The sequence below is a fragment of the Mesorhizobium sp. B2-7-1 genome (genome assembly GCF_006440735.1).
Taxonomy (GTDB): Bacteria; Pseudomonadota; Alphaproteobacteria; order Rhizobiales; family Rhizobiaceae; genus Mesorhizobium.
Map to the genome: position 1 here is coordinate 1 of NZ_VFUA01000112.1, position 21,113 is coordinate 21,113.

The window sequence follows — 21,113 nt, forward strand, 5'->3', positions numbered from 1 at the left end:
ACATTCGTCCGGTCCGAGCCACAGCGCCGTGCGCCCGTCCTTTGTCGCCGAAGTCTTCGGCTTGACCGGCAGTGTCACGCCGAGCGCCTTGGAAAGCGCGGCGAGCGAAGCCTGCGGCGCGCGCAGCGAGATGCGCTCCGCCGGCGGCAGCATCTCCACCTTCACGCCCGGCGCCGTAACCGTGCGGCCGGCGAGTGCCGGACGGCGCTCGACGGAAGGCGCGGCGGCAGCGGCTTTTGTCTTGGCGGCGGCCTTAGCCATTGAGGCGTTCTCCCTTCTCGTCGACGAACACCATGCCGATGACCTCCACCTCGATCGTGCCGTTCGGCATCGGCACATAGAGCGTCTCACCCATGCGGTTGCGGCCGCCGGCGACCAGCGCCAGCGCGATCGAGCGTCCGCAATTTTCCGACCAGTAGCTTGAGGTGACGTGGCCGATCATCTTCATCGGGATCGGCTGCTTGGGATCGGCGACGATCTGCGCACCCTCTTCCAGCACCACCTTCGGGTCCTTGGTCTTCAGGCCGACGAGCTGCTTGCGGCCCTTGGCAACCAGATCCGAGCGGGTCAGGCCACGAATGCCGACGAAATCGGTCTTCTTCTTGCCGACCGCCCAGTCGAGCCCGGCATCGTTCGGCGTCACCGTGCCGTCCGTGTCCTGGCCGACGATGATGTAGCCCTTTTCGGCGCGCAGCACGTGCATCGCCTCGGTTCCGTAGGCAGTCGCGCCATGCTTCTGGCCTTCGGCCCACAGCGCTTCCCAGACCGCCTCGCCGTAATCGGCCGGCACGTTGACTTCAAAACCACGCTCGCCGGTGAAGGACATGCGAAACAGCCTTGTCGGCACGCCGCAGATCCTGCCTTCGCGCACCGACATATGCGGCATTCCCTCGTCCGACATGTCGATGCCTTCGACCAGCGGCGCGATGATGTCGCGCGACTTGGGCCCCTGCACGGCGATCACCGCCCATTGCTCGGTGATCGAGGTCAGCCACACATTGAGATGCGGGAACTCGGTCTGGAGGTAGTCCTCCATGTGGTTCATGACGCGCGGCGCGCCACCGGTCGTCGTCGTCACGTGGAAGCGATCCGGCGCAAGCCTGCCGACGACACCGTCGTCATAGATGAAGCCGTCCTCGCGCAGCATGATGCCATAGCGGCAGCGGCCGGCTTCCAGCTTCTCCCACGGGTTGGTGTAGAGCAGCTCCATGAACTTCGCCGCGTCCGGCCCGACCACCTCGATCTTGCCGAGCGTCGAGGCGTCGAACAGGCCGCCGACCTTGCGCACCGTCACGCATTCGCGGTCGACCGCCTTGTGCATGTCCTCGCCGGCTTTCGGGAAATACCAGGCGCGCTTCCAGTGGCCGACATCCTCGAACACAGCACCTTGCGACGCCGCCCAGCCATGCGTCGCCGTGCGGCGGGTCGGGTCGAACAGCGCGCCGCGTGCATGGCCGACGATCGAGCCGAAGGTCACCGGCGTGTAGGGCGCGCGGAAGGTGGTGAGGCCGACCTGCGGGATCGGCTTGCCGAGTTCCTCGGCGGCGATCGCCAGGCCGTGCATGTTCGACGTCTTGCCCTGGTCGGTCGCCATGCCGTTGGTGGTGAAGCGCTTGACGTGCTCGATCGAGTGCATGCCTTCATGCACCGCCTGGCGGATATCCTTGGCGGTGACGTCGTTCTGGAAGTCGACGAAGGCCTTGACCGTGGTGCCCGGCCCGGCGCCGGGGCCTGCGCCCAGCATGCCGCGCGACCAGCTCTCGCCGGCGTCGACCTTCGGCTTGGCGCCCTTGCCAACTTTGCCGCCGGCCTCCTTCGCCGCCTTGGCGCCGGCCGCGTAAGCCTCGTCGATCGTCGCGTCGAGCCCATCGGTGCCGTTGCATGCGCCGACCGAGACGCAGTCCTGCGCATAGGTGCCAGGCACGAAGCGCCTGGTCTCGTCGTTGAAGGCGACCTTGCCGCGCGACTGCGAGAACAGATGCACCGACGGCGTCCAGCCGGCCGACATCAATATGGCATCGACCGGAATGGTCCGCTCGCCGCCGCCATTCTTTGGCTGCACGGTCATGGACGACACGCGCAATTTGCCGCCGGCGCTGACCACGGCGCGACCGAAATTGATCTCGATGCCGAGCGCCCGCGCCTCGTCGATCACCGGTCCCGACGGATTGTCGCGCAGGTCGACGATGGCCGCGACATTGACGCCCGCCTTCTTGAGGTCGATCGCGGCGGCATAGGCGGAATCATTCGCCGTATAGACGCCGACATTCCTGCCGACCGCGACGCCATAATGGTTGAGATAGGTGCGCGCCGCCGAAGCCAGCATGACGCCTGGACGGTCGTTGTTGGCGAACACCATGTGGCGCTCGATGGCGCCGGTGGCGATCACCACGCGATTGGCGCGGATCTGCCAAAGGCGTTCGCGCGCCAGCTCGCGACCCGGGCTCCTGAGATGGTCGCTGACCCGCTCGACCAGTCCGACGAAATTCTGCGCGTAATAGCCGAAGGCAGTCGTGCGTGAGAGCACGCGCACATTATCCATCGCCTTGAGCCTGGCGATCGCGCCTTGAGCCCATGCGTAGCCGTCCTGGCCATCGATCTTCGCACCGCTCTCGAAGCGCAGGCTGCCGCCGAACTCGGCCTGCTCGTCGGCGAGGATCACTCGCACGCCCGTTTCGGCGGCGGCAAGGGCAGCTGCAATGCCTGCGGCGCCGCCGCCCAGCACCAGCACCTCGCAATGCGTGTAGCGGGAGGCATAATGGTCCGGATCCGGCTTCTCGGGCGAAACGCCGAGGCCTGCGGCAGCGCGGATCTTCGGCTCGTAGAGATCCTTCCAGGCCCATTTCGGCCACATGAAGGTCTTGTAGTAGAAGCCGGCCGAAAACAGCGGCGAGGCGATGTCGTTGACCGCGCCGACGTCGAAGGCGAGCGACGGCCAGCGGTTCTGCGAATTGGCCGTCAAGCCGTCATAGAGCTCCTGCACGGTCGCCCGCACATTCGGCGTCTTGCGCGCGTCGTCGCGCACGACCTGCACCAGCGCGTTGGGCTCTTCCGCGCCGGCCGACAGGAAGCCGCGCGGCCGGTGATATTTGAACGAGCGGCCGACCAGATGCACGCCATTGGCGAGCAGCGCCGAGGCGAGCGTGTCGCCCTCGATGCCGCTGTAGGACTTGTCGTCGAAGCTGAACGAGGCGGTCTTCGCCTGGCTGAGGCGACCGGCGCCGGAAATGCGGAATGCGGCGCTCATTTCGCGGCTCCAGGCAATTTCGCGGGCTTCGGCTCGCCGGCCTTGTAGGTCATGATGAACTTGTCGGTGACGGTGTCGCGCACCGCGTTGAAGAAGCGCGCGCAGCCGTGGATGTGCCGCCAGCGCTCATAGATGACGCCCTTCGGGTTGGCGCGGATGAAGAAGAATTTCTCGAAATCGTCGTCGCTCTCGCCGGCAATGTTGGTGGAGCGGGCGATATGCGCCTCGCCGGCATTGCGGAACTCGAGTTCCGGGCGCTCTTCCTCGCAATAGGGGCAGCGGATGAGAAGCATCTGGGTGATCCTAAAACTTGCCGTGACCGACGCGCGCGCCGGCCGGGTGAAAGCAAAGCGGCTGAGCCATCATCAATGCGCCACCGCTGCCGCCGCGGCCTCGTCAATGAGACGGCCGGTGCGGAAGCGCTCGAGCGTGAAAGGCGCGTTGATCGGATGCGGCTCGTCCTTCGCGATCGTATGCGCGAAGACATTGCCCGAGCCGGGCGTCGCCTTGAAGCCGCCCGTGCCCCAGCCGCAATTGACGTAGAGGCCCTTGACTGGCGTCTTCGCCAGGATCGGCGAGCGGTCGGGCGTCACGTCGACGATGCCGCCCCAGGAGCGCAGCATCTTCATGCGGGTGAAGATCGGGAACATCTCGCAGATGGCGTCGAGCGTGTGCTGCAATATGTGCAGGCCGCCGGTCTGCGAATAGGAGATATACTGGTCGGTGCCGGCGCCGATGACCAGTTCGCCCTTGTCGGACTGCGAGATATAGGCGTGCACCGTGTTCGACATCACCACGCAGGGCACGACCGGCTTGATCGGCTCCGAGACCAGCGCCTGCAGCGGATAGCTTTCGAGCGGCATGCGCACGCCGGCCATGTCCATGATGACCGATGAGTGGCCGGCGGCGACCACGCCGACCTTCTTGGCGCCGATGAAGCCTCGCGTCGTCTCGACGCCGCTGACCGCGCCATTGGCCGCGCGCTTGATGCCGGTGACCTCGCAGTTCTGGATGATGTGCACGCCGCGCGCCGAAGCGCCGCGCGCATAGCCCCAGGCGACCGCATCGTGGCGCGCCGTGCCGCCGCGCCGCTGCAACGCCGCGCCCATCACCGGATAGCGCGCTTCCCTGGAGATATTGAGCGGCGGACAGAATTCCTTCGCCTGCTCCGGCGTCAGCCATTCATTGTCGATGCCGTTGAGGCGGTTGGCATGGATATGGCGCTTGAAGACCTGGACGTCATGCACGTTGTGCGCCAGCATCATGACGCCGCGCGCCGAATACATGACGTTGTAGTTGAGCTCCTGGCTAAGCCCGTCCCACAGCTTCAGCGCATGGTCGTAGATGCCGGCGCTTTCGTCATAGAGGTAGTTGGAGCGGATGATGGTGGTGTTGCGGCCGGTGTTGCCGCCGCCGAGCCAGCCTTTTTCCAGCACCGCGATGTTGGTGATGCCGTGCTCGCTCGCCAGATAATAGGCCGTCGCCAGGCCATGCCCGCCGGCGCCGACGATGATGACGTCGTATTCCTTCTTCGGCTCGGGCGAGGTCCACTGCTCTTCCCAGCCCTTGTGGCCGCGCATCGCCTCGCGGGCAATGGCGAATACGGAGTATTTCTTCACGTTAAGCCTCGCGCCAAAAATCGCGGATGTCGTCCGGGCCTCTCCCGTCACGCGAGGTTTATCACTAGCGAAACGGCGATGTCATCCTTGCGCTGTTTGCGACGGCGCTTGCCGTTTTGCGCCGTGGTCAAAACGACTGCTGTTTTGAGCTCCGTCCGTCGATGTTTCGGCCGACGCACGCTTTAAGATAGACGGCCCGATCGCATAGGTCGGCCGCAAATAACCCTGGCGGCAGTCGGCGGCGATTTTGCGAACTTCCGCATCGTCTGACTGCTCCACCATGGCCACGAAGCGCTCGACGATCACTTCGCGCGGCCTGATGGCCACGGCCGCCGCAAAGCGTCGTAACACCGCATCCGGATGGTCGAGCAACCGTGGCAGGTCCTTGGAACTCGGCATCAAATAGTGACCATAGCTATCGACCAGCGCCTTGAAAGCCGATTCCGGGCGCAGTGCGGCGGCATTTTCCACCGCAAGCCTTAGCTGCCAGCGCTGCGCAAGGCAGATGAACTGGACAACCCTCCAGCGAACGCCGGCATGTTCGTCATCGAGCCGCAGCATGAGGCGGCCGAGAATAGCCCCATCCGCAGGTGTCGTGCATCCCAGAAGCGCCTCGATTGCGTCGAACCGGATGCCCGAAACTGCGTTGTCGAGCAGATCGGCGATCTCCGCGACCACGCAATTCATCTTGTAGCTTAGCCTGGGGCTTTCGGAGACCAAATAAACGGCAGCGGCCTGCGTAAAGAGGTTGGCGGACGTTAGCAGCGGCCTGAGGTTTTCAAGCGGAAAGCCTTTGTGAAATTCCGATTGAAGGGCGAACGTCAACTCGCTGTCGCCCTCGAAGCCGGGCTCCAGCAACTTGCTCACTATGTCTTGGGGGGTCATAGGTATGGGTGGCGCGTCCACCCGCAAAATTTCAATAATTGTTTGGGTAGCCTGCCTGTCGTGGCGCGTCAACAGCACAAGATAATTTGCGAGCCCTCCTGCTTGCGCCAGGTCAAAGAACGCATCCCGGCTGGTTGATAGGAGCGCTTTCGATCGCTATCGCTGACGTCCGTCAACTTCGGAGGCAGGAACTTGAGCAGCACCAGGTGGAATCTGACCTTGCGCTTTCTGCTCGAACTTGCGGCACTGCTCGGGCTCGGCATGGCAGGCTGGAGCCTGTCCGAAGGGTGGTGGCGCTGGCTCTTCGCCTTGGCCTTGCCACTTATTGCAGCCGCGCTGTGGGGAATCTTCGCGGTTCCTGACGACCCAAGCCGCTCAGGCCGCGCGCCGGTTCCGGTGCCAGGCGCGGTGCGGCTGGTGTTGGAACTCGTCGTACTGTTCGGCGGTGCCGCTGGATTTTATCTGGCCGGTCACGCCGCCATCGGCATCGTCATGGCCCTGCTGATTGCCCTCAGCTACGCCTTCTCGCTGGACCGGCTGGCTTGGCTGTTGCGGCAGTAGGGCAATAGGGCCGTTGCCGGTTTCGGGTGGCCGCGGCAATCCGCATCTGCGACCAAGCATCCATCCGCCGCAAGTCGGCACGAAGGAAGGATGCAAGGACATGTTCACCCTGACAAACAAGGTCGCGATCGTCACCGGCGCAAGCTCCGGCATCGGCCGCGCCACCGCCAAACTGTTTACCGAGCAGGGCGCAAGCCTGGTCGTCGCGGCCCGGCGTCAGGCCGAGCTCGACGCGCTCGTCGGCGAGATCGAGGATGCCGGCGGCACGGCGGCCGCGCTTGCGGGCGATGTCAGGGACGAAGCTTATGCCCAGGCATTGGTGGAGCTCGCTGTGACCCGCTTCGGCGGCCTCGACGTCGCCTTCAACAATGCCGGCGCCGTCGGCGCGATGGGACCGGTGCCCGACATGGCGCCGGCGACCTGGCATGAAACGATGGACACCAACCTGACCAGCGCCTATCTCGCCGCGAGACATCAGATACCGGCGATGCTGGAGCGCGGCGGCGGCTCGCTGATCTTCACCTCGAGCTTCGTCGGCTACACCGCCGGCATGCCGGGCATGGCGGCCTATGCCGCGGCCAAGGCCGGCCTGATCGGGCTGACGCAGGTGCTCGCCGCCGAATACGGTCCGCAAGGACTGCGCGTCAACGCGCTGCTGCCCGGCGGCACCGACACGCCCGGCGCGACCACGACCACGCCCGAGGCGCGCGCTTTCGTCGAAGGCATTCACGCGCTGAAGCGCATGGCGCAGCCGGAAGAGATCGCGCGCTCGGCGCTTTATCTCGCCTCGGATGCATCGAGCTTCACCACCGGCACGGCCTTGTTTGCCGATGGCGGCGTATCGATCAACCGGACGTGATCCGGCGGCGGACAGCGGACATGCTCATCCGCTGAAAATCTCGCTATGCGGCCTTGCATTCCGGTCCGATTTGACGATTTGGTTTCCCGTCGAAAATCGGACCGGAACGATGCTGCTGATCAGAACCTACGTCGCCCAGAGCGCCATCGAAGGCGTCGGCGTCTTCGCCGCCGAGCCGATCCGCAAAGGCGCTTCGATCTGGCGCCTCGATCCGGATTTCGACCGGCTGATCCCGATGGAAAAATATGAAGCCGCATCCCCGCATCTCAAGGAACTGCTCGACCGCTACGCCTATCCGAGCCCGGACAAGCCCGGCTTCATGGTCTATGAGGTCGACAATGGCCGCTTCATGAACCATTCCGAGCGGCCGAACACGGATTTCTCGCAATATGGCGGCGCCACCGCCACCCGCGACATCGCCGCCGGCGAGGAAATCACCTGCGACTATGGCGAGTTTTTCGAGGACTTTGCGCGCCTCCATCTGGCGACCGCGTAAGCCAGGCCAAGGTCCAGGCGCACCGCTCGGGTTTTTGATCGCTGTTTCCCGCAATCAGAGGTGGACATCCCAGCCTGATTCTGCTATCAGCCGCCACAATTCGCGGTGCAATTCGCCGCGGAGGCATCTCAGCTATGGCTGTTTGCCTAACGATTTCAAACCCGAAGACAGGATTGCCCGTGCAGGTACTCGTCCGCGACAACAACGTTGATCAGGCGCTTCGCGCGCTGAAGAAGAAGATGCAGCGCGAAGGTATTTTCCGCGAAATGAAGATGCGCGGTCACTACGAGAAGCCGTCCGAGAAGCGTGCCCGCGAGAAGGCTGAAGCCGTGCGCCGCGCCCGCAAGCTGGCTCGCAAGCGCGCACAGCGCGAAGGCCTGCTGCCGATGACCCCGCGCCCGGCTCCGGCTGGTGCTGCCGGCGCATCGCGCTCGCCGCGGTCATAACGCCTATTTTTCGTCCTTTTCGAAGGATACCGAAGGTGGCGCGATGCGAAATCGCCGCCACCTTTTTGTTTATAGATTCGAGCCGGTTCGGAGAGGGAACGGACTGACGGCGCTGCGGCAGTGAGGACACAGATGAACGCAATTACCGTAGAGCGCGGAACCGCCTTTCGCGGCTTCGCCCTGACGGCGGCCCTGCTTTCGGGTCTGGTGCTTGCAGCATGCCAGACGTCCCCGACAGGTGAGTTCAACTCGATCGACAAGGCACAGGGGTCGAGCGAGAACATCTCCTCGCTTTCGGCGGTCATCCAGCGCAACCCGCAGGATCCCGAAGGCTACAATGTGCGCGGCTCGGCCTATGGCCGCGGCGGCCAATACCAGGCTGCGCTCAAGGACTTCAATCAGGCCATCCAGCTCAACCCGAACTTCTACCAGGCCTATTCGAACCGCGCGCTGATCCAGCGCTTCCTCGGGAACCAGGATGCCGCTTTAGCCGACTACAACCGCTCGATCCAGATCAACGCCAACTATGACGCCGCCTATATCGGCCGCGGCAATCTCTACCGCAAGGCGGGCCGCACCCAGGATGCCTTCAACGACTTCCAGAAGGCGATCCAGCTCGACACCACCGATGCCCGCGCCTACCACAATCGCGGCCTGATCTATCAGAGCCAGGGCCAGCACAAATTCGCCATCGAGGATTTCTCGACCGCGATCTCGCTGGCGCCGGACGCCGCCGAGCCTTACAACGGCCGCGGCCTCTCCTATCTGGCGACAGGCGACGAGGACAACGCCTTCAGCGACTTCAACATGGCCATCAAGCTCGACGGCAAGAACGCCGAGGCGTGGGCCAACCAGGCGCTGATCTACGAAAAGCGCGGCGACAAGGTAAGGGCGGCCAAGTCCTACCGCGAGGCTATCCATCTCGACCCGAACTACCAGCCGGCCAAGGACGGCCTGTCGCGCACCGGCGGCAACGCCAGCTGATCGGAAGCTGGCGCCGCAAGGGTATCTTGCAAGAACGCTTAGGCGTCGTCCCGACCGGACGGGTCCGCCCGCGAGCGCAGTGTTGCGCCGCGGGAACGCCGATAGCGATCCGTTAACCGCCCAAGGCGATGCGTTAACCTTTGCCATGTTCGCGCCAAGTTTTCGGCGGAACGCTCGACGCACCTCGATCGTTTAAGCCGGGGCCAAAATTTTCGCGAAAGGACCTTTCCAATGATCAAAACTCTTGCCTGTGCCGCTGCCGCGCTTGCCGCCACGGTCCTCGCTTATCCGGTAAGCGCCGGCACGCTCCAGCTCGGCACGCTCGATTGCACGATCGACGGCGGCGTCGGCTACGTCATCACGTCGAACAAGGGCGTCTCCTGCACCTTCCGCCCGTATCATCACGGGCCGGCCGAGCAGTATACCGGCATGATCTCCAAGCTCGGCGTCGACCTCGGCCAGACGCATCAGGGCCAGCTCGTTTGGGCAGTGCTTGCCGCCACGCGTCACCATGAGGCGGGCGACCTCGCCGGCAGCTATTACGGCGTCAACGCCGAGGCTTCCGTGGTGACCGGCGGCGGCGCCAACCTCCTGGTCGGCGGCCTCGACGGAGCCTTCATGCTGGAGCCGCTCAGCGTCCAGGCACAGACCGGCGTCAACCTGGCCGTCGCTGTGGCATCGCTGGATCTCGTCCACTCCTACAAGTAAGCACCAGCCGGCGACGACATCGGCTCCCTATACGCGCGGCCCGGAACAGGACATTGTAGCCGTTCCGGGCCGCGTTCCTTTGAGCAATTCCAGGAAAAGTGTGACACGGTTTTCCGTCCGGAATTGCGTCAAAACAAGAGGGGGAGCACCATGTCGAGGATCATCGTCGCAGCCGGGATCGCGATCGCCGCGCTGGCAGGGGAAGCTCGAGCGGAGACCGGCGGCGTCGAGCTCGGCGTTTTGGATTGCGCCATCGGCGGCGACACCGGCTTCGTCTTCGGTTCCAGCAAGGATCTGAGCTGCACCTTCACGCCGGCCGACAAGACCTTCGCGCCGGAAGCCTATTTCGGCGCCGTCAACAAATACGGTCTCGATATCGGCACCACCACCCAGAGCGTGATGCGCTGGCTGGTGCTGACGCCCATGAACAACATCTATGCCCCGGGCGCGCTCGCCGGCGACTATGTCGGCGCCAGCGCCGAAGTGACCGCCGCGATCGGAGCCGGCGCCAATCTTCTGGTCGGCGGCACCGGCAACGCCTTCACCCTGCAGCCGCTCAGCGTCCAGACGCAGACCGGTCTCAACATCGCCATCGGCGTCAGCCAGTTCCAGCTGCGCAGCACGGCAAATTGACTGCCTCGCTGCGGAAAGAATTCGCTTGAGCTCAAGTCCGCTTGAGGTTCTAGAGACGTGCCCGATAGAGCAATTCCAGGAAAAGTGCGCAGCGGTTTTCCGTCCGGAATTGCGTGAAAACAGAGAGTTGGAGCAGATCGGCGATTCCATCGAATTGCTGAACTGCTCTAAGCATCGGGAGAGCGGCTTGAGCAGGGAATCGGACAACAGAGTGGACTGGCGGGCGCTGTGGGCGAGCGGCGACCTGGCGCGCTTCTGCTTCGTCAGCCTCGGCATCCTGCTGCATGCCACCAACGAGACGATGGTGGCGACGGTGATGCCGGCCATGGTCGGCGAGCTCGCGGGCGTACAGCTGGTCGGTTGGTCGCTGGCGATCTACGAGCTCGGCGCGATCGTCGCCGGTGCCGCGGCCGGCCGGCTGGTCAGCTATGTCGCCCTGCGCTCCAACATGATGGTCGCCGCGCTGCTATACGCGGTCGGCGCGCTGATCTGCGCCACGGCGCCTTCCATGCCGTTGTTCCTCATCGGGCGCCTTGTCGAAGGGCTTGGCGGCGGCGCCCTCGTGTCGCTCGCCTTCGTCTCGGTCGAGCGCCTGTTTCCTCGCAACATCTGGCCGCAGCTCTTCGGCATCATGTCCGCGGTCTGGGGCGTTGCGGCCTTCAGCGGCCCGATGCTCGGCGCGCTCATGACGGAGTTCCTGTCGTGGCGCTGGGCTTTCGGCATCTTCACCTTCGGCGGCGCGGCGATGGCGCTGGCAAGCTTCATCGTGCTCGACACGCCCGAGGCGAGGAAGCCACGGGAGAGCAGCCGCAAGGCACCACCCTTCCCCTATCCGGCGCTCGCCTGTCTCGCCCTCAGCGTCGTGCTGATCGCCGCCGCCGGCATCGATATCGCCCTGTTGCGCTCGTCGCTGCTCCTCCTCCTCGGCCTGATCGGTCTGGCGCTGTTTTTCCGCATCGATGCCCTCAGGCCACAATCGCGGCTCTTTCCGTCGCCTTTGTTTTCATGGCGCTCGCCGCTCGGCAGCGGCATGACCATGGTTGCGGCATTCTCCGTGGCGACCTGCACCTTCACCATTTACGGGCCGCTGCTTCTGACCACGCTGCACGGCATTCCGATCCTGACCACCGGCTACATCATCGCCGCCGAATCGATCGCCTGGTCGGTCCTGTCGATCCTCATCGCCAATGCCCCGCTGGAGCGCGAGAGACTGATCATCGTCGTCGGCGCATTGATGATCGCCTCCGGCCTCGCCGGCTTCGCCTACACCATCCCGGCAGGCTCGATCCCGCTGATCCTGCTCTGCGCCCTGCTGCAGGGCGGCGGCTTCGGCATTTGCTGGCCTTTCCTCACGCGCGTCATCGTCGCTTCGGCGCGCGACGGCGAGCAGACGATCGCCTCAGCCGCCGTGCCGACCATGCAGCGCATCGGCTATGCGGTGGGCGCGGCGCTTGCCGGCATCGTCGCCAACGCCAGCGGCTTCTCGGAGGGCCTCAACCGTGAAGCGGCCGCAGGCGTTGCCGGCTGGCTGTTCCTCGCCTTCGTGCCTCTGGCTATTGTGGGATGCCTCGCCGCGCTGAGGATCGCGCTGCCGACGCTGCGGCCTCAGCAAGCGGCCGGCTAGAGCAATTCCAGGAAAAGTGTGAGCGGTTTTCCGTCCGGAATTGCGTAAAAACAAAGAGATAGGGCGTTTCGCCGTTTCATGGAAACGACGAAACGCCCTAGACTTAAGCGATGACAGTCTGCTGCAGCCGCTCGGCGATCAGCGTGGCGAGCCGCGCTGCCACCTCGTCCTTGCCCATTTCCGGCCATTCCTCGACGCCGGTCCTGGAGACGATGCGCACCTTGTTGCGGTCGCCGCCCATCACGCCGGATGGACCGATGCCGCTTTCATGCGAGACGTCGTTGGCGACGATGAAGTCGGCGCCCTTTTTCTTGAGCTTGGCCTCGGCATTGGCGATGAGGTCCTGCGTCTCGGCGGCGAAGCCGACGACGAGGCCCGGTCGCCGCGCATGATGGCCGATGCCGGCCAGGATGTCCGGGTTCTCGATCATCTGAAGAGACGGCGGTCCCTCGCCCGCCACCTTCTTGATCTTCTCGCCGGCAGCGTTCGCCGTGCGCCAGTCCGCGACCGCCGCGACGAACACGGCGGCATCCGCCGGCAGCAGGCTCTCGACCGCTTGCTTCATCTGGGCGGCTGTTTCGACATGGGTGGTCGCGACGCCGGCCGGATCGGCGATGGTGACCGGACCGGAGACGAGCCGTACATCGGCGCCGAGCTTCGCCAGTGCGGCCGCGATCGCATGGCCCTGTTTGCCGGAGGAGCGGTTGGCGATGTAGCGCACCGGGTCGATCGGCTCATGCGTCGGCCCGGAGGTGACGATGATCCTGCGGCCGACCAGCGGCTTCGGCTTCTCCTCGAGCATCGCCTCGATCGCGGCGACGATCTCGAGCGGCTCGGCCATGCGGCCCTCGCCTGCTTCGTTGCTTTCGGCCATCTCGCCCCTCGTAGGGCCGACAAAGGCGATGCTGTCCTTCTGCAGCATTGCCCGATTACGGCGGGTGGCGGCATGCCCCCACATTTTCGGATTCATCGCCGGCGCCATCAGCACCTTCTTGTCGGTGGCCAGAAGCACCGTGGAGGCGAGATCGTTGGCATGGCCGCTGGCGAGCTTCGCCATCAAATCGGCGGTGGCCGGCGCGACGACCAGCAGGTCGGCCTCGCGCGACAGCCTGATATGGCCGACATCGTGCTCGTCATTGCGGTCGAACAGCTCGGTGAACACATGGTCCGCCGAAAGCGCACCGACCGACAGCGTGGTGACGAATTCCTGGGCGGCCGATGTCATCACCACGCGCACCGACGCGCCGCGCTCGCGCAGCCGCCGGATCAGGTCGAGCGCCTTGTAGGCGGCGATGCCGCCGCCGATGATGAGCAGGATGCGCTTGCCGGAGAGCGAACCCCTTGGGACTGGCCTGGCGGTAGCGGCAACAACCGGCGTCGCCTGCTCCTTCGAGCCTGCCAGCGCGCGCAATGTCTCCTCGATCCGATCGATACGGTCGGCCTGCCCTGCGCGGCCCTCGACCGCGGCCCGGATCATCAGCCGTGCCTGCTCCTCCATCGAGCAGCCATTTTCCGCCGCCAACTGCCGCAGCAGATCCTTCACGTCGTCATCGAGATTGCGGATCGTGATGCTGGCCATGTGATTGCACTCGCTTCAGGACAATGCCGTCAAATGATAGCAATGCAATCAATCAGCGACAAGCTGAATGGCGATCAGAGCAATTTCCACGCGATATAGATCAGCGTCAGTGCGATCACCCACAGCGCCACGCGGCCGGAGCGGGTGTGGCGCGCTTCGGCCTTGCCGATGGCGCGCGCCGTCGCTTCGTCGAAGCGCAGGCCGTTCTCGGCCATCAGGTCGATCTCGCGCGACAGCCGGTCGGTGCGGGCGGCAAGGTCCGGTGCTTGCCTTGCCAGCGTCAACAATGCCTTGGCGCCGTCGCGCGCGTCGGTGAGCAGCCCGCGCGGCCCGAGATTGCCGGCGATCCAGTCGCCGACCACCGGCTCCGCCGTCTTCCACATGTTGAAGCCAGGATCGAGCGTGCGCGCCACGCCCTCGACGACCACCATGGTCTTCTGCAAGAGGATCAATTCCGGCCGGGTCGCCATGTCGAACAGCTCGGTGACCTCGAACAGAAGCGTCAGCAGCTTCGCCATCGAGATGGTCTCGGCCGACTGGCCATGGATCGGCTCGCCGATGGCGCGGATGGCCTGCGCGAAGGCCGAGACATTGTGCTGGCGCGGCACATAGCCGGCCTCGAAATGCACCTCGGCGACGCGCTGGTAATCGCGCACGATGAAGCCGTAGAGGATTTCGGCGAGGAAGCGCCGCTCCTTCTTGCCGAGCCGGCCGGCAATGCCGAGATCGACCGCGACGATGGTGCCGTTCGCCTCGACGAACAGGTTCCCCGGATGCATGTCGGCATGGAAGAAACCGTCGCGCAGCGTGTGCCTGAGGAACGACTGGATCAGATTGGCGGCGATCGCCTTGAGATCGTGACCGGCGGCGGCGAGGCCGGCGATGTCGTTCATCTTGACGCCGTCGATCCACTCCATGGTGAGCACGTCGCGGCCCGTCCGCTCCCAGTCGACCGCCGGCACGCGAAAGCCCGGATCGTCCTTGGTGTTTTCGCCGAGTTCCGAAAGTGCTGCCGCCTCGAGCCTCAGGTCCATCTCGACCTTGGTGGTCTGCGCCAGCGTCTGGGTCACCTCGACCGGGCGCAGGCGGCGCGACGAGGGGATATATTTCTCCTGCAGGTGGGCGGCGAGGAAATAGCTTTCGAGATCCTGGAAGAAGCGGCGCCGCACGCCGGGCCGGATGACCTTCACCGCAACCCGCGACGTGGCGCCCTCACGCACCACGTCGGCGCCATGCACCTGCGCGATCGAGGCGGCGGCCACTGGTTCGCCGAAAACGACATAGAGATCGTCTATTCTGCGCCCGAGCGAGGCTTCGATCGCATGGACCGCTTCCGCCTTCGGAAACGTGTGCATCTTGTCCTGCAAGAGCGCGAGGTCGAGCGCCATGTCGTTGCCGACGACATCGGGCCGCGTCGCCAGGAACTGGCCGAGCTTGACGTAGGAGGGCCCGAGCCGCACCACCGCCCGCGCCAGCCTGTCGCCGCGCTGATAGCTCAACGCCCGGCGGCGGGTAAAAAGCCGCGCCACGCGCCAGCCGAATTTGGGCATGCCGGAGAGTTCTTCCCCCGGCAGCGCCGCGACGACGCCCTCGCGGACCAGCACCCAGCCGGCCCTGGCGAGCCTGAAGGCGGCGGCGACGCTGCTCATGGCCTTACCTGTTTCAAAGGGGCCTGCTGCAAGGGGCCGCGCCTCAAAGCTTCCAGCCGGAATGAAGGGCGGCGATGCCGCCCGAATAATTGCGGAAGCTAACGCGATCGAAGCCGGCGCGGGTGATCATCGCCGCGAAGTTCTGCTGGTTGGGGAACTTGCGGATGGATTCGACGAGATAGGAATAGGGCTCGCCGTCGCCGGTCACGGCCTTGCCGATCTTGGGGATCGCGTTGAACGACCAGGCCTCATAGGCCTTGTCGAGCAGCGGCATATCGACCTCGGAGAATTCCAGGCACAAGAGCCGTCCGCCGCGCTTCAGCACACGATAGGCTTCGGCAAGCGCGACCTCGATGCGCGGCACGTTGCGGATGCCGAAGGCGATCGTATAGGCGTCGAAGGTCTCGTCCTCGAACGGCAGTTCCTCGGCATTGGCCTCGACGAAGTCGGTGTTTGCGGCAAGGCCCTGCTTCTCGGCGCGGTCGCGGCCGACGGCCAGCATCGAGCCGTTGATGTCGAGCACCGTGGCGTGTGCCTGGCGCTGGCTGGCCTCGACGATGCGGAAGGCGATGTCGCCGGTGCCGCCGGCGACGTCGAGCACCTTCCAGCCCGCCCGCTTCGGCGGATTGAGCCAGGCGACCAGCGCGTCCTTCCACAACCGATGCAACCCGGCCGACATCAGATCGTTCATGAGGTCGTATCGATTGGCCACCTTATGGAAGACGTCGTTGACGAGGGGCTGCTTCTCGCCCTCCCCGACCTTCCTGAACCCATAGGAGGTTTCCATGCCGCCCGCGGCCGTGGTTCTCTCAACTGACATTATTTTGATCCGTCATAAAACCGGCGCGACCATAGCCGATCGATGGTGCCGAAGCTATTGTCCAAGGCGCGGTTTTCGGCCGCGCTTTCAAAGCCCGCCCGGGAAAGGTCTCGCATGATTTCCAAGCCAGAATCAGTGCGGGAGCAGCGTACCGGACGGGATGACCGCATGATCTTGAAGGCCGAACTGCACTGCCACATCGAAGGGGCGGCCGCGCCCGAGCTTGTCGTCGCCCAAGCCCGCAAATACGGCAAGGACCCTTCGCCTTATATCCAGGACGGCTCCTTCGTCTGGCACGATTTCACCTCGTTTCTCGCGGCTTACGATTTCGCTTCCGACCTGTTTCGCACCGAAGAGGACTATGCGCGCCTCGCCGATCATTATCTGACCAGCCTCGCCCGTGACGGGGCGATCTATTCCGAGGTCTTCACCTCGCCGGACCACGCCAAAAAGGCCGGGCTGTCGCCAAAAGCCTATACGGATGCGCTGGGCGAAGGCATGACCCGCGCCAGGGCAAAGACCGGCATCGAGGGCCGCATGATCGTCACCGGCGTGCGCCATGTCGGCGTCGAGGCGATCGAGCAGGCGGCGCGCTTCGCGGCACGCTGCGGCCATCCGCTGGTGACCGGGTTCGGCGTCGCCGGCGACGAGCGCATCGGCGACTTCGAGGATTATGTGCGCGCCTTCGAGATCGCGCGGGAAGCCGGCCTCGGCATCACCATCCATGCCGGCGAGCTGATGGGCTGGGAAAGTGTCAAGGCGGCCCTCGACCACATCCGCCCGTCACGCATCGGCCATGGCGTTCGCGCCATCGAGAACCCCGACCTCGTCCGCCGCATCGCCGACCAGGGCGTGGTGCTGGAATGCTGTCCGGGCTCCAACATCGCGCTTAAAGTGTTCGACAGCTTTGCCGACCATCCGTTTTCGGCGTTGCGCGCCGCCGGCTGCAAGGTGACGCTCAATTCCGACGACCCGCCCTATTTCTGGACCTCCCTGAAGCGCGAATACGATGTCGCCGCCGAGCATTTCGCCATGAACGACAAGGCGCTCGTCGGGATCACCAGAACGGCCATCGAGGCGGCCTTCGTCGACAAGAAGACCAAGACGGCGCTGCTAGGCCGGTTGGATGTGAAGGTGCGATGAGTAAGTAGGGAGTAGTCGGTAGTCAGTGGTCGTGGATTTGGCCGAGCGCGAACAGATCGGTTGAAGGCCGGAGCTTTCCCCGAGGCGAGGACTCGCAAATCGGCTCACTATTCACTACTCACTACTGACTACCACCCACTGCGAACCAGTCGGAGCACATCATGCAGGGCGTCACCGTCGTCGACCACCCCCTTGTCCAGCACAAGCTGACCATCATGCGCAAGAAGGAGACCTCGACGGCCGGCTTCCGGCGGCTGCTGCGCGAGATTTCGCTGCTGTTGGGCTATGAGGTGACCCGCAATCTCGAACTGACCACGACCATGATCGAGACGCCGATCGAGGAGATGGAGGCGCCGACGCTCGAAGGCAAGAAGCTGGTCTTCGCCTCGGTGCTGCGCGCCGGCAACGGCCTGCTCGAGGGCCTGCTCGACCTGGTGCCGGCGGCCCGCGTCGCCCATATCGGCCTCTACCGCGACCATGACACGCTGGAAGCGGTCGAATATTTCTTCAAGGCGCCGAGCGATCTTGCCGACCGTCTGGTGATCGTCGTCGATCCGATGCTGGCGACCGCCAATTCGGCGATCGCCGCGATCGACAAGCTGAAAGGGCGCGGCGCCACCAACATCCGGTTCCTCTGCCTGCTTGCCGCCCCGGAAGGCATCGAGCGCTTCACCAAGGCGCATCCGGACGTGCCGATCTTCACCGCCTCGATCGACCGGCAGCTGAACGACAAGGGCTACATCATGCCCGGCCTCGGCGACGCCGGCGACCGCATGTACGGGACAAAGTGAGCGCCCTTCTTAACTGGCCGTTTACGCAAGCTTGCGGTTTCGGCACGAATTAAAGTCGTAAACACCATGCCGGGCTTAAGGATGCTGCCTTCGGGAGCAATTCCAGGAAAAGTGTGAAGCGGTTTTCCGTCCGGAGTTGCTCCAAAACAAAGGGATAGAGCGGTTCGACGTTTCCTTGAAACGGTGAACCGATCCAGGGGCATCCATGCTGCGCAAGCTTCTCATCCTGGGCATCTTTGCCGGAACCTCGGCCTCGATTCCGATCGTCTATCAGGCCAATCCGCATCTGGTGGACGGCCTGTTGAAATCGACCGTCACCTCGCAGCCGGCAGCGCCGGAGGCTCAGCCGCAGGTCAATCTCGCTTCGGTCCCTGTCAAGCCTGCCGCCCCGATGCCGCTTGGCCGCCAGGTGCTGGTCAATGCCGACGGGCGAGGCCATTTCACCTCGCAGTTCAAGCTCAACGGCCGCCAGATCGACGGCATGATCGACACCGGCGCGACCCTGGTCGCCATCAACACCTCCACGGCGCGCAGGATCGGCATCTCGCTCAACCCTTCCGACTTCAATCGACAGGTGAACACCGCCAACGGGGCGATCAAAGCCGCCGTGGTGACGGTCGACCGCCTGCAGATCGGCAAGATCTCCGTCGACAACGTCCAGGCAATGGTGCTCGACGACCGGGCGCTGCAGACCAACCTGATCGGCATGAGCTTCCTGCAGCGGCTGCAGAAATACCAGGTCCAGGACGGCTCTTTGCTGCTCGTGCAGTGAGGCTGCATAAGCAATTCCAGGAAGAGTTCGTAGCAGTTTTCCGTCCAGAATTGCGTCAAAAACAAAAGATAGAGCAGTCCATCGTTTCCGTGAAAATGGACTGGTCTATCGCGGCAGTATCCGCCTGAGCACGGTCTTTTCGGCGGGCGGCTTGGAACCCCCGATCGTATAGGCGGCACGCACGGCGGCCGCTGCCGCCCCGGCCTCCGCGTCGGTACGGGCATGCACCAGCGCCAGCGCCTCGCCTGGGCGTAGCTCGGCGCCGATCGGCAACAGTCTCGTCAAACCGACGGCATGATCGATCTTGTCGTCCGGACGAGAACGCCCTCCACCGAGTGTGACGACGGCAAGCCCGATATCGCGCGTGGCGATGCCGGCCACGAACCCGCCCTGCTCCGCTTTCACGGCCAGTTCGACCGGGGCCATCGGCAGGTACTTTTCCGGACTCTCGATGAAATCTCCTGGGCCGCCAAGCACCGACACCATTCGCGCGAAGACGGCTGCCGCACGGCCTCCGGCCAGCGCTTCGGTGGCGCGCCTGATACCGTCCTGGTTGGATGAGACGATCCCCGCCGACTGCAGCATCTCGGCAGCCAGCGCCAGCGTCACATCCTCCAGCCGACGGTCGCGATAACGGCCGGTGAGAAAATCGACGGCATTCTTCACCTCGACCGCGTTGCCGGCGGCCGAAGCCAGCGGCTCGTTCATGCCGGTCACCAGAGCCGAAGCGTTCAAACCCGCTCCATTGGCAACCTCGACCATGCTGTTCGCGAGCGCAACCGCATCGCGCGACTTTTCCATGAAGGCGCCGTTGCCGACCTTGACGTCGAGCACCAGCGAGCCCAAGCCCGCGGCAAGCTTCTTCGACAGGATCGAGGCCGTGATCAGCGGTATCGATTCGACCGTCCCCGTCACGTCGCGGATCGCGTAGAGCCTGCGGTCGGCGGGCGCGAGATCGGCGGTCTGGCCGATGATGGCGCAGCCGGTCTCGAGCACCGTCTTGCGGAAAAGCGTCACGTCCGGCTGGCTGGTATAGCCGGGAATGGCGTCCATCTTGTCCAGCGTGCCGCCGGTGTGGCCAAGTCCGCGGCCCGAGATCATCGGCACATAGGCGCCGCAGGCGGCAACGATGGGCGCCAGCATCAGCGAGACATTGTCGCCGACGCCGCCGGTCGAATGCTTGTCGGTGACCGGGCCCGGCAGGTCGGACCAATCGAGCACATCGCCGGAATCGCGCATGGCGATCGTCAGCGCCACCGCTTCCTCTCGGCTCATGCCATTGAGGAACACGGCCATCGCGAAAGCGCCGACCTGGCCCTCGGATATGCTGCCTGCCGTCAACCCCTGGACGAAGGCCGCGATCTCGTCGGCCGAGAGTTTGTGGCCGTCGCGCTTGCGGCGGATGATCTCCTGCGGCAGCATCAGTCGGGTAGACCATCCTGGAAGACGCGCCGCAGGATCGTCGCCAGCCGCGCGCCGCCGACCGGCGCCATGTCCTTGGTTTCCTGGTGCGAGAGTTCCGCTCCGGTCATGCCGGCCGCCAGATTGGTGATGACGGAGCAGGCGGCGACCTTGAGCCCGAGGAAGCGGGCGAGGATGACCTCAGGCACGGTCGACATGCCGACGGCCGTCGCCCCCATGACGCGGGCCATGCGGATTTCGGCCGGCGTCTCGAAGCATGGTCCGGAAAACCACATATAGACGCCCTGATGCAACGCCGTGCCGGTCGCCTTCGCCGCCTTTTCGATCGCGCCGCGCAAGCCGGCATCATAGGCCTCGGTGAGGCCGACGAAGCGGCGGTCGCTCGGCTCGCCGATCAGCGGGTTCGAGCCGGAGAAATTGATGTGGTCGGTGATCAGCATCACCGAACCAGGCTCCATCTGCGGATCGACCGAGCCCGCGGCATTGGTGAGGATCAGATGCGAGATGCCGATGCCGGCCAGCACCTCAAGCGCCGGCCGCATCGCGGCGGCATTGCCGTGCTCGTAATAATGCGCGCGGCCGGACAGCATCAGCACCGGCGTGCCGGCGAAATGCCCGGCGACCACCTCGCCGGCATGGCCGGAAACACCGCTGCGCGGGAAGCCCGGCAGGTCCGCATAGGAGATGCGCCTGGCATCCTTGACTTGGTCGACCAGCCCGCCGAGGCCCGAGCCCAGCACAAGCGCCGCCGTTGGCGCCAGCCCGTCCAGCTTCTCGACCAGATGATCCAGCGCTTCCTTCATTTCAAGATATCGCCCCTGAAGCCGTAAGGCAGCATGTCGCCCATGGTCACGGTCTCGGCGACGCCGGTGTTG

At 64.7% G+C, this 21,113-nt stretch carries 20 protein-coding genes and 1 pseudogene; 11 read left to right on the forward strand and 10 right to left on the reverse strand.

All coding sequences use genetic code 11. From position 1 onward, the window contains the following. The 5 genes and pseudogenes from FJ471_RS28770 to FJ471_RS28790 all read right to left on the reverse strand — a co-directional run. Positions 1–261, reverse strand: a pseudogene (locus FJ471_RS28770) (sarcosine oxidase subunit gamma); the annotation flags it as partial. Continuing rightward, complete coding sequence (locus FJ471_RS28775; RefSeq protein WP_140808275.1) at positions 254–3,247, reverse strand: sarcosine oxidase subunit alpha; 2,994 nt, start codon at positions 3,245–3,247, stop codon at positions 254–256. The pseudogene FJ471_RS28770 and the gene FJ471_RS28775, both read right to left, overlap by 8 nt. Next, complete coding sequence (locus tag FJ471_RS28780; RefSeq protein WP_140808277.1) at positions 3,244–3,540, reverse strand: sarcosine oxidase subunit delta; 297 nt, start codon at positions 3,538–3,540, stop codon at positions 3,244–3,246. Before FJ471_RS28780 ends, FJ471_RS28775 begins: the two co-directional genes overlap by 4 nt. A gap of 72 nt (positions 3,541–3,612) precedes the next feature. After that, positions 3,613–4,866, reverse strand: coding sequence for a sarcosine oxidase subunit beta (locus FJ471_RS28785; protein WP_140808279.1), 1,254 nt, complete (start codon positions 4,864–4,866; stop codon positions 3,613–3,615). 81 nt (positions 4,867–4,947) lie between these two features. After that, a complete protein-coding gene (locus FJ471_RS28790; RefSeq protein ID WP_140808281.1) occupies positions 4,948–5,733 on the reverse strand; it encodes a hypothetical protein in 786 nt (261 codons plus the stop codon). A 210-nt stretch (positions 5,734–5,943) separates the two neighbouring features. Here FJ471_RS28790 and FJ471_RS28795 point away from each other — a divergent pair, with 210 nt between their 5' ends. The 8 genes from FJ471_RS28795 to FJ471_RS28830 all read left to right on the forward strand — a co-directional run bounded on the left by FJ471_RS28795 (position 5,944) and on the right by FJ471_RS28830 (position 12,062). After that, positions 5,944–6,312 carry a DUF2568 domain-containing protein gene (locus FJ471_RS28795; RefSeq protein ID WP_140808283.1) on the forward strand — a complete coding sequence of 123 codons (369 nt, stop codon included), beginning with the start codon at positions 5,944–5,946 and terminating at the stop codon, positions 6,310–6,312. 100 nt (positions 6,313–6,412) lie between these two features. Then, complete coding sequence (locus FJ471_RS28800; protein ID WP_140808285.1) at positions 6,413–7,171, forward strand: SDR family oxidoreductase; 759 nt, start codon at positions 6,413–6,415, stop codon at positions 7,169–7,171. 109 nt (positions 7,172–7,280) lie between these two features. Continuing rightward, positions 7,281–7,667, forward strand: coding sequence for an SET domain-containing protein-lysine N-methyltransferase (locus FJ471_RS28805; protein WP_140808287.1), 387 nt, complete (start codon positions 7,281–7,283; stop codon positions 7,665–7,667). 179 nt (positions 7,668–7,846) lie between these two features. Continuing rightward, entirely contained in the window at positions 7,847–8,113 is a 267-nt protein-coding gene (gene rpsU, locus FJ471_RS28810) for a 30S ribosomal protein S21 (protein ID WP_027165252.1), read from the forward strand. Positions 8,114–8,245: 132 nt separating this feature from the next. Further along, positions 8,246–9,097 (forward strand): tetratricopeptide repeat protein, encoded by an 852-nt coding sequence (locus FJ471_RS28815; protein ID WP_140808289.1) that lies wholly within the window; start codon positions 8,246–8,248, stop codon positions 9,095–9,097. A 231-nt stretch (positions 9,098–9,328) separates the two neighbouring features. Next, positions 9,329–9,805, forward strand: coding sequence for a DUF992 domain-containing protein (locus FJ471_RS28820; RefSeq protein ID WP_140808291.1), 477 nt, complete (start codon positions 9,329–9,331; stop codon positions 9,803–9,805). A 150-nt stretch (positions 9,806–9,955) separates the two neighbouring features. Beyond that, the gene (locus FJ471_RS28825) at positions 9,956–10,438 is read left to right on the forward strand and encodes a DUF992 domain-containing protein (RefSeq protein WP_140808295.1); all 483 of its coding nucleotides are present in this window, start codon (positions 9,956–9,958) and stop codon (positions 10,436–10,438) included. A gap of 187 nt (positions 10,439–10,625) precedes the next feature. Beyond that, the gene (locus FJ471_RS28830; protein WP_140808298.1) at positions 10,626–12,062 is read left to right on the forward strand and encodes an MFS transporter; all 1,437 of its coding nucleotides are present in this window, start codon (positions 10,626–10,628) and stop codon (positions 12,060–12,062) included. A 103-nt stretch (positions 12,063–12,165) separates the two neighbouring features. Here FJ471_RS28830 and coaBC read toward each other — a convergent pair whose 3' ends face one another. The 3 genes from coaBC to ubiE all read right to left on the reverse strand — a co-directional run bounded on the left by coaBC (position 12,166) and on the right by ubiE (position 16,110). After that, positions 12,166–13,641, reverse strand: a complete 1,476-nt coding sequence (gene coaBC, locus FJ471_RS28835; protein WP_210242060.1) for a bifunctional phosphopantothenoylcysteine decarboxylase/phosphopantothenate--cysteine ligase CoaBC — start codon at positions 13,639–13,641, stop codon at positions 12,166–12,168. 74 nt (positions 13,642–13,715) lie between these two features. Continuing rightward, positions 13,716–15,290, reverse strand: a complete 1,575-nt coding sequence (gene ubiB / locus FJ471_RS28840) for a 2-polyprenylphenol 6-hydroxylase (protein ID WP_140808300.1) — start codon at positions 15,288–15,290, stop codon at positions 13,716–13,718. 43 nt (positions 15,291–15,333) lie between these two features. Then, positions 15,334–16,110, reverse strand: a complete 777-nt coding sequence (ubiE, locus tag FJ471_RS28845) for a bifunctional demethylmenaquinone methyltransferase/2-methoxy-6-polyprenyl-1,4-benzoquinol methylase UbiE (protein WP_140808303.1) — start codon at positions 16,108–16,110, stop codon at positions 15,334–15,336. Between the two features lie 168 nt (positions 16,111–16,278). Between ubiE and FJ471_RS28850 the strand changes: the two genes are divergently transcribed. The 3 genes from FJ471_RS28850 to FJ471_RS28860 all read left to right on the forward strand — a co-directional run bounded on the left by FJ471_RS28850 (position 16,279) and on the right by FJ471_RS28860 (position 18,816). Next, the gene (locus FJ471_RS28850) at positions 16,279–17,253 is read left to right on the forward strand and encodes an adenosine deaminase (protein ID WP_140808306.1); all 975 of its coding nucleotides are present in this window, start codon (positions 16,279–16,281) and stop codon (positions 17,251–17,253) included. A gap of 161 nt (positions 17,254–17,414) precedes the next feature. Continuing rightward, on the forward strand, positions 17,415–18,044 hold the full coding sequence (gene upp / locus FJ471_RS28855) for a uracil phosphoribosyltransferase (RefSeq protein WP_112096510.1): 630 nt from the start codon (positions 17,415–17,417) through the stop codon (positions 18,042–18,044). A 205-nt stretch (positions 18,045–18,249) separates the two neighbouring features. Further along, positions 18,250–18,816: a TIGR02281 family clan AA aspartic protease gene (locus tag FJ471_RS28860; protein WP_140808308.1), complete on the forward strand. Its 567-nt coding sequence runs from the start codon at positions 18,250–18,252 to the stop codon at positions 18,814–18,816. A gap of 105 nt (positions 18,817–18,921) precedes the next feature. On the opposite strand, the gene deoA is transcribed toward FJ471_RS28860, so the two are convergent. Continuing rightward, positions 18,922–20,238, reverse strand: coding sequence for a thymidine phosphorylase (gene deoA, locus FJ471_RS28865; protein ID WP_140808310.1), 1,317 nt, complete (start codon positions 20,236–20,238; stop codon positions 18,922–18,924). Beyond that, positions 20,238–21,041, reverse strand: a complete 804-nt coding sequence (locus FJ471_RS28870) for a purine-nucleoside phosphorylase (protein WP_140808314.1) — start codon at positions 21,039–21,041, stop codon at positions 20,238–20,240. The genes deoA and FJ471_RS28870 overlap by 1 nt, the downstream gene beginning before the upstream one ends. Positions 21,042–21,113 lie beyond the last annotated feature (72 nt).